This is a genomic window from Dactylosporangium sp. NPDC051087, assembly GCF_055586325.1.
Genome location: NZ_JBVJIJ010000032.1, coordinates 1 through 12,663, shown reverse-complemented (window position 1 = coordinate 12,663; position 12,663 = coordinate 1). Strand labels below are relative to the sequence as shown.

Annotated in this window: 11 protein-coding genes and 2 pseudogenes; 5 read left to right on the top strand and 8 right to left on the bottom strand. The window is 71.4% G+C overall.

Features of this window, described 5'->3' with window-relative positions; genetic code table 11:
- Positions 1 to 2: 2 nt before the first annotated feature.
- From ACZ6TV_RS44150 to ACZ6TV_RS44135, 4 genes are read right to left on the bottom strand one after another with little or no spacing between them, the layout of a single operon-like run.
- Positions 3 to 950, bottom strand: a complete 948-nt coding sequence (locus ACZ6TV_RS44150) for an NAD(P)-dependent oxidoreductase (protein WP_465305584.1) — start codon at positions 948 to 950, stop codon at positions 3 to 5.
- Positions 951 to 956: 6 nt separating this feature from the next.
- Entirely contained in the window at positions 957 to 2,375 is a 1,419-nt protein-coding gene (locus ACZ6TV_RS44145; protein WP_465305582.1) for an aldehyde dehydrogenase family protein, read from the bottom strand.
- Between the two features lie 2 nt (positions 2,376 to 2,377).
- Positions 2,378 to 3,373: an ABC transporter ATP-binding protein gene (locus tag ACZ6TV_RS44140; RefSeq protein ID WP_465305580.1), complete on the bottom strand. Its 996-nt coding sequence runs from the start codon at positions 3,371 to 3,373 to the stop codon at positions 2,378 to 2,380.
- Positions 3,370 to 4,413: an ABC transporter ATP-binding protein gene (locus tag ACZ6TV_RS44135; RefSeq protein WP_465305578.1), complete on the bottom strand. Its 1,044-nt coding sequence runs from the start codon at positions 4,411 to 4,413 to the stop codon at positions 3,370 to 3,372. Before ACZ6TV_RS44135 ends, ACZ6TV_RS44140 begins: the two co-directional genes overlap by 4 nt.
- A gap of 123 nt (positions 4,414 to 4,536) precedes the next feature.
- Between ACZ6TV_RS44135 and ACZ6TV_RS44130 the strand changes: the two genes are divergently transcribed.
- The 5 genes from ACZ6TV_RS44130 to ACZ6TV_RS44110 all read left to right on the top strand — a co-directional run bounded on the left by ACZ6TV_RS44130 (position 4,537) and on the right by ACZ6TV_RS44110 (position 9,990).
- A complete protein-coding gene (locus ACZ6TV_RS44130) occupies positions 4,537 to 5,070 on the top strand; it encodes an Lrp/AsnC family transcriptional regulator (RefSeq protein WP_344512985.1) in 534 nt (177 codons plus the stop codon).
- Positions 5,071 to 5,088: 18 nt separating this feature from the next.
- Positions 5,089 to 6,036: a nickel ABC transporter permease gene (gene nikB / locus ACZ6TV_RS44125; RefSeq protein WP_344512984.1), complete on the top strand. Its 948-nt coding sequence runs from the start codon at positions 5,089 to 5,091 to the stop codon at positions 6,034 to 6,036.
- Entirely contained in the window at positions 6,026 to 6,940 is a 915-nt protein-coding gene (locus tag ACZ6TV_RS44120; protein ID WP_344512982.1) for an ABC transporter permease, read from the top strand. The genes nikB and ACZ6TV_RS44120 overlap by 11 nt, the downstream gene beginning before the upstream one ends.
- A gap of 16 nt (positions 6,941 to 6,956) precedes the next feature.
- On the top strand, positions 6,957 to 9,140 hold the full coding sequence (locus ACZ6TV_RS44115) for a thiamine pyrophosphate-dependent enzyme (protein ID WP_465305575.1): 2,184 nt from the start codon (positions 6,957 to 6,959) through the stop codon (positions 9,138 to 9,140).
- Between the two features lie 541 nt (positions 9,141 to 9,681).
- Positions 9,682 to 9,990 (top strand): hypothetical protein, encoded by a 309-nt coding sequence (locus ACZ6TV_RS44110; protein ID WP_465305573.1) that lies wholly within the window; start codon positions 9,682 to 9,684, stop codon positions 9,988 to 9,990.
- Positions 9,991 to 10,240: 250 nt separating this feature from the next.
- On the opposite strand, the gene ACZ6TV_RS44105 is transcribed toward ACZ6TV_RS44110, so the two are convergent.
- The 4 genes and pseudogenes from ACZ6TV_RS44105 to ACZ6TV_RS44090 form a co-directional block, all read right to left on the bottom strand.
- Positions 10,241 to 11,251 (bottom strand): hypothetical protein, encoded by a 1,011-nt coding sequence (locus tag ACZ6TV_RS44105; protein WP_465305571.1) that lies wholly within the window; start codon positions 11,249 to 11,251, stop codon positions 10,241 to 10,243.
- A gap of 572 nt (positions 11,252 to 11,823) precedes the next feature.
- Positions 11,824 to 12,033, bottom strand: a complete 210-nt coding sequence (locus tag ACZ6TV_RS44100; RefSeq protein WP_465305760.1) for a cold-shock protein — start codon at positions 12,031 to 12,033, stop codon at positions 11,824 to 11,826.
- A gap of 99 nt (positions 12,034 to 12,132) precedes the next feature.
- Positions 12,133 to 12,297: pseudogene (locus ACZ6TV_RS44095) on the bottom strand (cold-shock protein); the annotation flags it as partial.
- Positions 12,298 to 12,357: 60 nt separating this feature from the next.
- Positions 12,358 to 12,549, bottom strand: a pseudogene (locus ACZ6TV_RS44090) (cold-shock protein); the annotation flags it as partial.
- Positions 12,550 to 12,663: the final 114 nt, after the last annotated feature.

Sequence of the window (12,663 nt, the reverse complement as noted above, 5' to 3'; positions counted from 1 at the left end):
GGTCACAGCGATCGTCCTTTCGCGAGTTCGTCGAGGACGCCCCGGGCGACGGCGACGGCCATCGCGTCGAGCGCGTCGGAGGTCATCGCCGCCATGTGCGGCGTGGCCAGGACCCGCGGGTGGTGCAGCAGCGGGTCGCCGGGCGGGGGCGGTTCCGGGGCGAACACGTCGACGGCGTAGCCGTGCAGCCGGTCGGCGTCGAGCGCGGCGAGGACGGCGGCGTGGTCGACGACACCGGCGCGGGCGGTGTTGACCAGCAACGCGCCGGGCCGCATGGACGCCAGCGCGGCGGCGCCGATCAGGCCGGTGGTCTGCGGGGTCTGCGGCACGTGCAGGCTCACCACGTCGGCCGAGCGCAGCAGCTCGTCCAGCGGCACCAGGCGGACGCCCTGCGGTGGTACCACCGCGGCGACGTCGAACGCGAGGACCGTCATTCCCAGGCCCAGCGCGCGGGCGGCCACACCGCGGCCGATCGCGCCGAGCCCGACCAGCCCCAGTGTCCGGCCGGTGAGCATGGTGCCGGTCAGTCCGGCGGCGACGACCTGCGACGGCAGCGACCGGCCGGCCGGGAAGCCGCCGCCGGCGAGGGTGGCGACGGCCTGCGGCAGCTGCCGGGCGAGGGTCAGCGCGGCGAGGACGACGAACTCGGCGACCGACTCGGCGTTGGCGCCGGGCGTGCTGACCACCGGGATGCCAAGGCGCTGCGCCGCGGCGAGGTCGATGCCGTCGAGGCCGGCGCCGTGCCGGCCGACGACCCGCAGCCGCGGCGCGGCCTCGAGCATCGCGGCGGTGACGGGGGAGGAGCGCACGACGAGGGCGTCTGCGGTGGCGAGCGGGCCGGCGGCCAGGGCGGCGGGGTCGGTGACGCCGGCGACGCGTACGTCGCCGGCGGCCCGCAGCAGCCGCATCCCGGCGTCCGCGATCGGCTCGGTCAGCAGGATCTCAGGCATGCGGTCTCACCAGCCCGTGTAGCAGGTCACCGGCACCGAGTAGAAGTCGCGGGCGTAGCCGCCCTGCTCCCGCGGGCCGTGGTTGGAGTCGCCGGTGCCGCCGAAGGGTAGGTGCAGCTCGGTGCCGGCGGTGGGCAGGTTGACCGTGACGATGCCGGCCCGCGCGTCGCGCTTGAAGCGTTCGGCGGCGGCGAGGGACGTGGTGACGATGCCGGCCGAGAGCCCGTAGCGGGTGTCGGCGGCGACCGCGATCGCCTCGTCGAGGTCGCCGACCCGGATGACGCAGGAGACCGGGCCGAAGATCTCCTCCTGGGCCACCCGCATGCCGTTGTGCGCGCCGGTGAGCAGCGTCGGGCGCATGAACTGCCCGTCGCTGGTGCCGCCGGCGGCCACGGTCGCGCCCTCGGCGGTGCCGGCCGCGACGTAGCCGAGGTTCTGGGCGAGCTGTTGCGGGCTGACCACCGGGCCGATCTGGCTGCGCGGGTCGAGCGGGTCGCCGACCGTCAGTGCCCGGGCGGCGTCGGCGAGCGCGGCCACGAACCGGTCGTGGATGCCGTCCTGCACGATGAGGCGGCTCGACGCGGTGCAGCGCTGGCCGGTACTGAAGAAGCTGCCGTCCAGGGCGCAGCGCACTGCCACCTCGAGGTCGGCGTCGTCGAGCACGACGAGCGGGTTCTTGCCGCCCATCTCCAGCTGGAAGCGCTTGTTGCCGTGGGCGAGGCACTGCCGTGCGACGTGCGCGCCGGTGCCGGTGCCGCCGGTGAACGACACGCCGTCGACGCCGGGTGCGGTGAGCAGCGCCTCGCCGGCGGTCCGACCGGCCCCGAGGACCAGGTTGAACACGCCCGGCGGCAGACCCGACCCGGCGATGATCCCGGCCAGCTCGCCGGCCGAGGCGGGCACCAGCTCGGCCGGCTTGAGCACGACCGCGTTGCCGTAGGCGAGTGCCGGCGCCACCTTCCACGCCGGGATGGCGATCGGGTAGTTCCACGGCGTGATGACCGCGACCACGCCGAGCGGCCGGCGGCGCACCTCGGCGTGGACGTTGTCCCTTGTGGACGCGTACACCTCGCCCTGCGGCTGCAGCAGCTGGTGGGCGTAGTAGCGGAAGGTCTGCCCGGCGCGGACGACCTCGCCGCGGGCCTCGGCGAGCAGCTTGCCCTCCTCGCGGGCGAGCAGCACGGCGAGTTCTTCGGCGCGGCTGAGGATCGTGGTGCCGATCCGGTCGAGGACCGCCATGCGCTCGGCGACGGGCGTGCGGGCCCAGCCGGGCTGGGCGGCGCGGGCGGCCTCGGCGGCGGCGCGGGCGGTGTCCGGTCCGGCTTCGGCGTACTCGCTGACGATCTCGTCGGGCCGGGCTGGGTTCACGTTCGGGCGGCGGTCGCCGTCGACCCATTCGCCGCCGACGAGACTGCGGTGCAGCACGGTCACACCCCCGCGGCCGCGACGGTGGCGGGCTCGGGGAAGTGGCAGGCGACCCGGTGTCCGTCCGCCGGGTCGGTCAGCACGGGCACGGTCGTCGCGCACACCTCCTGCGCCTTCCAGCATCTGGTACGGAAGCGGCAGCCGCTGGGCGGGTCGAGCGGGCTCGGCACGTCCCCGGTGAGCAGGACACGCTGCCGCTTGGTCTCGACGAGGGGGTCCGGGATCGGCACCGCGGACAGCAGCGCCTTCGTGTAGGGGTGCCGCGGCGACTGGTACAGCTCCTCGCAGCCGCCGACCTCGACGACGGTGCCGAGGTACATCACCGCGATCCGGTCGCACAGGTGCCGGACCACGGCGAGGTCGTGTGCGATGAACATCATCGTCAGGCCCAGCTCCTCCTGCAGCTGTTCGAGGAGGTTGACGATCTGCGCCTGGACGGACACGTCGAGGGCGGAGACCGGCTCGTCGGCGACGACGAAGTCGGGGCCGCTGACCAGGGCCCGCGCGATGCCGACCCGCTGGCGCTGGCCGCCGGAGAACTCGTGCGGGTAGCGGTCGTGCCAGCGGTCGCTGAGCCCGACCAGCCGCATGATCTCCTGCGCCTTCGCCCGCCGTCCGGACGCGGACAGGTCGGAGTGCACGAGCAGCGGCTCCTCGATGAGCTCGCCGATGCTCATGCGCGGGTTCAGCGACGCGTACGGGTCCTGGAAGATCATCTGCATCCGGCGGCGCATCGCCCGCATCCGGCGGCCGGGCAGCGTGGTCAGCTCGGTGCCGTCGAACCTGACGCTGCCCCGGCTGGGCCGCAGCAGCTGGAGAATGGCCCGCCCGGTGGTGGACTTGCCGCAGCCGGACTCGCCGACCACGCCGAGGATCTCGCCGCGGCGGATGTCGAGGTCGACGCCGGCCACCGCGCGCAGCCGGGCCGGCAGCAGCGAGCCGCGGCGCGGCACCTTGAAGTCGACGGCCAGGTCCCGGACTTCCAACAGGTTGGTCATCGCGCCTCCACGGACTGCTCGGCGAAGCGGTCCTCGTCCGACAGCCAGCCGCCCGCGTCGGCGGGGCGCATGCCCCAGCAGCGGTTGAGCTGGCCCCGGTCCGGGACCTGATGGGTGAGGACGAGGTCGGGCACGGCGTCGGCGCAGGTGTCCCGGGCGTGCGCGCAGCGGGGTGCGAACCGGCAGCCGGGCGGCATCGCGGTCAGCTCGGGCGGGCGGCCCGCGATCGGCCGCAGCCGCCCGCCGCGGACCAGGTCGAGGCGCGGGACCGAGCCGAGCAGGCCCCAGGTGTACGGCATCTGCGGGCGGTGGAACAGGTCGACGGTCTCGGCCCGCTCGACGATCTGTCCCGCGTACATGACGTTGACCCGCTCGGCCATGCCGGCCACGACGCCGAGGTCGTGGGTGATGAACAGGACGGCGGTGGCGGTCTCGCGGGCCAGGTCGCGCAGCAGCTCGAGGATCTGCGCCTGGATGGTGACGTCGAGCGCGGTGGTGATCTCGTCGGCGAGGATGAGCCGCGGGTTGCAGGACAGCGCCATCGCGATCATGACGCGTTGCCGCATGCCGCCGGAGAGCTGGTGCGGGTAGGCGCCGAGGCGGCTCTGCGCGGCCGGGATGCGCACCATCTCCAGCAGCTCGACGGCCCGGGTCCGGGCGGCCCGGCGGCTCAGCCCGAGGTGCGCCTGCAGGGTCTCGGTGATCTGCTTGCCGATGGTGAGCACCGGGTTCAGCGAGGTCATCGGATCCTGGAAGATCATCGCGATGCCCTTGCCGCGCACGGCCCGCAGCTCGCGGCGGCTCAGGGTGAGCAGGTCCCGGGCCTCGAAGAGCACCTGACCGCCGGTGACCTGCCCGGCCGGCGGCACGATCAGGCCCATGACGGACTGCGCGGTCGCCGACTTGCCGCAGCCGGACTCGCCCACGAGCGCGACCATCTCACCCGCGTCGACGGTGAACGAGACGCCGTCGACGGCGGTCACCGAGCCCCGCGCCGCGCGGAATTCCGTGCGCAGTTCGCGCACCTCCAACAAGGCCATCGAAACTCCCCAAAATTTGGTGCTCGAACGTCGCCATTCGTCAACCGGGAGTGTTGCACAGGCGATCTTCGTCGTCTAGGCTCCGGCGAGCGACGAATTACGTCGATTGAGAGTTGGAGCCCGATGACATCCAAGAGCTCGATCGTGAAGGATCGCGCCATCATCCGGGAGCTCGTGCAGGACCCGAGACAGACCAACGTCGCACTGGCGGCCAAGGTCGGGCTCTCCGAGGGTTCGGTGCGGCGCCGGATCGACCGCCTGCTCGCCGAAGGCAAGCTGCAGTTCTCCGCGATCCCCAGCGCACCCTTCATGGGCCGCCCGGTGCACACGCTCTTCGAGATCCAGAGCGCCCCAGGCGCCACCGAGCAGCTCATCGACAAGCTCGCCGGCATGCCCGAGATGGCCTACGTCTACCACGTGACGGGCCAGTTCGACATCATCGCCGTCGGCTACTTCGCCTCCACCAACACCATGCGCCGGTTCTGGACCGAGCGCCTGGGCCACCTGGAGGGCGTCATGGAGAGCCGGTCGGTGATGGTGCTGCGGGTCGCCAAGCGAGCCCACGAATGGGCGCGTGACCTCGCCGGCGCCGACGACGAGCTGGAGCCCGGCTGGGACGAGGGCGCCGAACCCGGGTTATCCGGCTACGAGCACTGACCGGTAGGAGAGCCCACCATGCTGCGCATCACGCTGATCCGCTCGCTGACGGTCATCCCCGTCCTGCTCGGGATCTCGGTCATCTCGTTCCTGGTCATCCGCATGATCCCGGGTGACGTGATCAGCTCCATCATGGGACAGGACTTCGGTGACCCCGAGGTCGAAGCGGAGATGCGCCGCTACTTCGGGCTCGACATGCCCGTGCACGAACAGTTCTTCACCTGGTTCGGCGACCTGCTGCGCGGTGACCTCGGCACCTCCATGCGCACCGGCCAGCCGGTGCTCGACGAGATCCTGCAGCGACTCCCGTCCACGCTGCTGCTGGCCGTCTCCGCGCTGCTCGTCGCCATCCTGCTGTCGATCCCCATGGGGATCCTCAGCGCCACCCGCCGCAACGGCCCGCTCGACGCCTTCGCCCGCGTGGCGTCGCTCATCGGCCTGTCGGTGCCCAACTTCTGGCTGGGCATCCTGCTCGTCTACGTCTTCTCCGTCTCCCTCGGCTGGCTGCCCTCCCAGGGCGCCAGCGAGGGCGGCGGGCTGCTCGACAACCTGAAATACCTGGTGCTCCCCGCCGTCACCCTGGGTGCCAGCCTCGCCGCCATCAACATGCGGATGACCCGCTCCAGCATGCTGGAGGTGCTCAACCAGGACTACGTGCGCACCGCCCGCGCCAAGGGCCTGGCCGAGCGCGTCATCCTGGTCCGCCATGCCCTGCGCAACTCGCTCATCCCGGTCGTGACCGTGCTCGGCATCGAGCTCGGCGCGCTGCTCGGCGGCACCGTCATCGTCGAGCAGGTCTTCGCCTGGCCCGGTCTGGGCACGATGGTCATCCGCGGGATCAGCCAGCGCGACTACCCGGTCGTCCAGGGCACCCTGCTCTTCCTCGCGTTCTTCTACGTCCTGGTCAACTACCTGGTCGACCTCGTCTACACCTACCTGGATCCGAGGCTGCGCAGTGGTCACTGAAGTCGACACCGTCACGGAGGTACAGGCGCGGCGGCTCGGCCGGCTGCGCACGGTCGGCGGGCGCGGCGGCGCGCTGCTGCGGCAGCTCACCCGCGACAAGATCGGCGCCGTAGGGCTCACCCTCGTGCTGCTCATGGCCGCGGCAGCGGCCCTCGCCCCGGTCATCGCGCCCTACGACCCGACCGCGATGTCCAACCAGCGGCTCGCCACGCCCGGCGGGACCTTCCTGCTCGGCGCCGACGAGGCCGGCCGCGACCTGCTCAGCCGGGCCCTCTACGGCGCACGCACCTCACTCGCCGTGGGCCTCGTGGTGGTCGGCTGCGCCGCCGTCATCGGCGTCCTGCTCGGCCTGCTCGCCGGCTTCTACCGGGGGATCCTCGACGCGATCATCACCCCGGTCACCGACATCATGTTCGCCTTCCCGACCCTGCTGCTCGCCCTCGCCGTCGTGGCCGCCCGCGGACCCGGCACCGAGAACCTGATCCTCGCCCTGGTGTTGGTGTTCATCCCCAGCTTCGCCCGGATCGTGCGGGGCACGGCGATGTCGGTGCGCCGCGAGCCGTTCGTCGAGTCCGGGCAGGCCGCCGGGCTCAGCAACGCCCGCCTCATCTTCAAGTACGTGCTGCCCAACTCGATCGCGCCGATCGCCGTGCAGTTCACCACGAGCATCGCCTACGCCATCCTCATCGAGGCGTCGCTGGGCTACCTCGGCCTCGGCGTCCAGCCGCCGGCGCCGTCCTGGGGCTCGATGCTGGCCAACGGCAAGGCCTTCATGGAGCTGTCGATCTGGCCGTCGGTCGTGCCGGGCGTCTGCATCATGATCGCGGTGCTCGGGTTCAACCTGCTCGGCGACACCCTCCGCGACGTCCTCGACCCGCGGCTGCGCGGCCGCACCAACCGCTGAACTGGAGCCCTCCGTCGTGGAATCCATCGACGAGCACGTCGTCCGCCGGCTCACCGAATGGTCGTCCGGAGCGCCCACCGGCACTTCTGACGTCACCGAGGTCGACCGCTCGGTCCTGCTGGAGTACTGGGAGGCCCAGGTCCAGGCCCGTCACCTGGACCTCGCGCTGCGCTGGCTGCAGGCCCAGAAGGAAGGCTTCTACACGATCGGCTCCAGCGGCCACGAGAGCAACGCCGCCGTCGCCCTCGCCCTGCGCCCGAGCGACCCGGCGCTGCTGCACTACCGCTCCGGCGGGTTCTACGCGGCCCGCGCCGGCCAGGTGCCCGGCGCCACCCCGATCAGCGACGTGCTGCACTCGGCGGCGGCGTCCCGGCACGACCCGATCTCCGGCGGCCGGCACAAGGTGTTCGGCCACCGCGCCCTCAACATCATCCCGCAGACCTCGACGATCGCCTCGCACCTGCCGCGCGCGATGGGCCTGGCCTTCAACCTCGGCCGCAGCACCGGCACCGGCCAGGTGTATCCCGCCGACGCCGTCGTCGTCTGCAGCTTCGGCGACGCCTCCCTGAACCACTCCACCGCCGCCGGCGCGCTCAACGCCGCCGGCTACAGCGCCCACCAGGGCCTGCCGCTGCCGCTGCTGCTCGTCTGCGAGGACAACGGCATCGGCATCAGCACCCGCTCACCGCACGGCTGGGTCCGGCGCGCCCTGTCGTCGCTGCCCGGCATCGACTACGTCCACGCCGACGGCACCGACCCCGCCCACCTGCTGGCCGCCGCCGCCGACGCCGCGCGGCGGGTCCGCACCGAACGCCGGCCGGTCGTGCTGCACCTGGGCACCGTACGGTTCATGGGCCACGCCGGCTCCGACGCCGAACTGGCCTACCGCGGCCGCTCGGAGATCCTCGCCGACTACGCCCGCGACCCGATCCTCGCCACCGCCGCGGCACTGGCCCGCCGCGGCATCCAGAGCCCGGGCGAGAGCCTCGCCGGCTACGAGCACGCCCGCAAGCTCGTCATGGACGAGGCCCGGCAGCTGGTCGGCGCGGTCGAACGGCTCGCGTCCCCGGACGCCGTCACCGCACCGCTGACCGCCCGCCGCCCCGCCGCCGTCACCGCCGCCGCCACCCGCGCCGGCACCGGCCGCGCACCGGCCTTCGGCGGGAAGCTGCCGGAGGAACGCGGGCCGCTCACCCTCGCCCAGTCGATCAACGCCGCCCTGCACGACGCCCTGCTGACCCACCCGGGCGCCCAGGTCTTCGGCGAGGACGTGGCCCGCAAGGGCGGCGTCTACGGCGCCACCCGCGGGCTGCGCAAGGCGTTCGGCGCCGGCCGGGTCTTCGACACGCTGCTGGACGAGCAGTCGATCCTCGGACTGGCGCTCGGCGGCGCGCTGGCCGGCGCCCTGCCCATCCCCGAGATCCAGTACCTCGCGTACCTGCACAACGCCGAGGACCAGCTGCGTGGCGAGGCCGCGTCGCTGCGGTTCTTCTCCGCCGGCCAGTACCAGAACGGCATGGTCGTGCGCATCGCCGGCCTGGCGTACCAGAAGGGCTTCGGCGGCCACTTCCACAACGACAACTCGGTCGCCGTGCTGCGCGACATCCCGGGTCTCGCGTTCGCCGTCGCGTCGCACCCCGCCACCGCACCCGCCCTGCTGCGCCAGTGCCTCGCCCTGGCCGAGGCGGAAGGGCGGGTGTGCGTGCTGCTGGAGCCGATCGCCCTGTACCACACCCGCGACCTGCACACCGAGGGCGACGGCGGCTGGCTCGCCCCATATGCGGCCCCGCAGGACTGGGCCGAGGCACCGCTGGGCGCGGTGCGGACCGTCCGCGCCGGCGCCGACCTGGCGGTGGTCACGTTCGGCAACGGCGTGCCGATGAGCCTGCGCGTGGCCGGCGTCCTGGCCGGCGAGGGCGTCGAGACGCGCGTGGTGGACCTGCAGTGGCTCGCGCCGCTGCCGGCTGCGGCGCTGGACGCCGCGCTCGCCGGCGTGGACCGGGTCCTCGTCGTCGACGAGACCCGCGCGAGCGGCGGCGTGTCCGAGGCGGTCGTCGCGGCTCTGGTCGACGCTGGCTTCGCGGGCCGGATGGCCCGGGTCAACAGCGTCGACAGCTACGTCCCGCTGGGCCCGGCCGCAGATCAGGTCCTGCTCGGCGAGGCCGACATCCTGGCCGCCGCCCGCACCCTGCTGGCCTGACCCGCCGCCGCACGGGCGATGGCGATGGCGGCACACGGTTCCCAGGCGTACATGCCATTTTCGGTGCTGTACGCCGCGTAGGATTTGAACCTACAACCCGCAGATTAAGAGCTTGATTCGGACCATGCCGACCACTGGTTTGAGTCCCGTTTGAGCCATTTTTATGCTGATTGATGATGCGAGCCACGCGACTGAAGGCCGTTGCGTGCTGTCGAATGTCCGTCCGTACGATAGCGGTCGATCACACGCCGATCACACGTGCTGGGTGGCGTGCCAGGCCGGTGGCGCCGTAGTTGTGCTGGCCGGTCTTCTCATCCTGGATCGCCGGTGTGGGGCCCGGGTCCGCGGTCACGGCGATCGGCCGCTGACAGTCGTGCCGCTGCAGCATCGCTGCGCCGCGCTTGGATCGCGGCAGATCCGTGCACGTGATCTTCATGTGTACCTGTGCGTTTGCGACATCGTCTCAGGGTTCAGGGCAGCGTGTGGCAGCTGCGAATGTCTGTCCGCGACGCTTACCGCGGCCCGCCGGTAGATTGTGCCGGTGAGGGCACCCGAACCGCACGTCGCCCAGATGTGGCAGGCCAATCTTGACCGCTGGTTTCCCCCTCTGCTGCGGGGCGCCGAAGTCGGTGACATCGATGTGGTTCTACTCGACTCCTTTACCGCCGGCTGCGTCAGTACGTGGCTGGGCAACGGTGGTCACCTCGACCCGGAAAGGTCGCGAGTCCTCGCGACCTGCGTGGAGGACCTCGACACGGTTATCGCGGTGTTCACCGATGCGGAGGAGTCGTACTACCTTCAGCAGTTGCGCATCATGGCCGCCGCCGTGCTCGCAAGGACTCAGGGGTAGCGCCCGGTCTGCGGCTACGGATGTTGGTAGTGGTCGTAGCGACCGGTCCTCATCGGAATAATGTGGAGGAAAGTCGGTGTGCTGGATCCGATCTTCTCTCCACGTTGTGCAGAGGCGTCGGTGGCGGCGCGTGCCACGCATGCACCGGCTTCGCGCCTCGAGTTCCAACTCGATCTGGTGCCCGTTCATCGGCAGATCGGTCACGCCTTTCAGCGACGCTTTCCGGGCCGGTTCTGCCTGCGACGGTGGGTCATCGGCGATGATATGGCTCGTCGAACTTCGGCCATCGAGGGGCGGGCCAGTGCCTACCGGTGATCGCCTCCAACGCCGCGGACAGTTCGCGGCGGGTGATGCCGGTCTGCTCTCGCGCGTAGAACCAACCGTTCTCGCGTTGCAGCTCGACGATTTTCTTGAGGAGGAACGCCTTACGGCAGTTCTTGCTGAAGTCCTCGGCGACGAAGAACGACCAGGTCTTCATCACGCTCTTGGCGAATTGTCCTCGGCCGAGCGGTTCTGACAGCGGAAACGCGACCGAGCCGGCGCACCGCTGGAGTTGCTCGCCGCCCCGGTCATCCCAACGGAGCAACGTCCAGTCTGGCCACAACCGTGGCCAGGATTCGGAGAGCCCGCGCAGCGGTCGCACCGCACTCCACACGCCGGCGGTGAGACTGACCGGGTCGAGGTGCATGCCCGCCTCGGGCATGGTCGCGGCGACGGTGATCCGGTCGCCTGGACGCAGCTGCTCCTGCAGCCCGGCACCCACCTCCCACGGGTCGACTGCGTTCCAGGCCAGGCCATACGCTTGCGTCTCACCGATGGTGACGACGTAGCGCAGGTCCATCGGCCCGGTGCCGTCGTGCCAGTAGAGGTCCTTCGGTTCGGGGCGCTTGCGGCGAACCTGCGAGACGTCTCCGCCCACGTGGTCGACCAGATCGGCGATACCGTCGTAGGCCCAGCGCACCTGCCAGCCCGGCCACGTGCGAGTCACCGCGTCCAGGTATGCCGCCCTCAGCGCCGCCCCCCGCTGGGTGCTGAACATCATCAGCACCTGCTGATCGAAATCGACCAGCAGGCCGCCGTCGCTATCGGCGTCGTCGGTCCACTCATCCCACGGATCGAGCTGCTGCCACGCCTCAAGAAACCGGCCGACCACATCCGGGCCGAGCACACTGATCTCAAGGATCTCGTACCCGCCCACACGGTTATAAGTGACGGAGACCTTGCCGTCGCGCACCGTCACGTAGGTCGCTGGTACCGCCATAGCCGACGATCGTATCCGGAGCGCCCGGCAGAACATATGGCGGTCGTCGGTGCGAGCCACGAGCGTACCCGACGATGGCGCCACGTATGCAGCCACAGGGCCTGATGTCGTCGGCTGGCGCCGTCCCGTCCACGCCGTGCGAGGAGGCCCGCTGCTGGGGAACTCTGACGAGCACCAACCCCGGACCGCTGCCGCCGGGAAATACGCGCTGTAGACACAGGCGCGGACACCACGCGCCCGGTCAGCGGCTAGATCCGGACGCCAAATTCAGGTGGTCTTCGGCGCGGTACACGATGATGATCGTCAGGTGGACGGGTCCAGCGAGCTGCAGTCAGTGTGGTTCAGCGCAACAGTGCGGTTCGCCCTCTACACGGAGGACGCCAGCTACTTCATGCCCAGCGTGTCGGTCTACACGTTCCGGGCGATCGATCACGAGGCCGCGTTTGTCCGGGTGCTGGACATCGGGCGGACGGCGGAACGCATGTACGTCAACGCCGAGGACGTCCGCGTTCGCATCGCCATGACAGAGATCGAGACGCTCGCCGCGGCAGATGAGCATGTGTTCAGAGGTGTTAGAGGCGCTCCACGCGGTCGGCCTGCGGGCCCCGGTCGCTCTGACGCACGGTGTACCGGACCGGGTCGCCCTGCTGCAGCGGTTCCGACCCGGCGACCACGGATACGTGGACGAACAGGTCGTCGCCTCCGGCGTCCGGGGTGATGAACCCGAACCCGCGGTCGCCGTCGTAACGTGCGACGACGCCGTGGCCCGCGCGTGCGGGCATGCCCCGTGACGGCGGCGTACTCCTGGCGGGTGGCGGTCCGGCCGGTGCCGGGCGTCGCGGTGGCGGCGCGGGCTCGGCCCCTCGGATCAGCTGCACGTCGCGGGCCTGCGGGCCCTTGTCGCTGCTGACCACCTCGTACGCCACGCGGTCGCCCTCTGTCAGCCAGGTGAGGCCCTCGGCCAGGGACCGGGCGTGGACGAAGACGTCCCCGGCGCCGGAGTCGGGGGCGATGAAGCCGAAGCGCTTGTCCTCGTCGTACCAGGAGACGGTTCCGTCCGCCCCGTCGGCACCGCCTGCCGTGGCGGACAGGCCGGCCCCAGGACCGAGCGGGATCACGTGCGCGGCCTGCGGGCCGCGCTCGCCGTCGACGACGACGAAGGCCACCCGCTGCCCGTCGCTGACCACGCCGCCGGTCACGATGGCCGAGCTGTGCACGAAGATGTCGGGGCCGCCGCCGTCTGGCGATGCGAACCCGTACCCCTTGGTCGGCTCGTACCAGTTGACCGTGCCGAGCAGGCCCACGGCACCGCCAGCGGCCTGCTCGGCGGTGCCGCGCACGCGCAGCGCCTGGGGACCGCGGTCGTTCTTGCCGGCCTCAAACTCGACGGCCTGGCCCTCACGGAGCACCTT

Coding starts and splice junctions, on each gene's coding strand:
- ACZ6TV_RS44130 (WP_344512985.1), top strand. CDS start 4,537: ATGACATCCAAGAGCTCGATCGTGAAGGATCGCGCCATCATCCGGGAG.
- ACZ6TV_RS44105 (WP_465305571.1), bottom strand. CDS start 11,251: ATGGCGGTACCAGCGACCTACGTGACGGTGCGCGACGGCAAGGTCTCC.
- ACZ6TV_RS44150 (WP_465305584.1), bottom strand. CDS start 950: ATGCCTGAGATCCTGCTGACCGAGCCGATCGCGGACGCCGGGATGCGG.
- ACZ6TV_RS44140 (WP_465305580.1), bottom strand. CDS start 3,373: ATGACCAACCTGTTGGAAGTCCGGGACCTGGCCGTCGACTTCAAGGTG.
- ACZ6TV_RS44135 (WP_465305578.1), bottom strand. CDS start 4,413: ATGGCCTTGTTGGAGGTGCGCGAACTGCGCACGGAATTCCGCGCGGCG.
- nikB (WP_344512984.1), top strand. CDS start 5,089: ATGCTGCGCATCACGCTGATCCGCTCGCTGACGGTCATCCCCGTCCTG.
- ACZ6TV_RS44100 (WP_465305760.1), bottom strand. CDS start 12,033: ATGCCCGCACGCGCGGGCCACGGCGTCGTCGCACGTTACGACGGCGAC.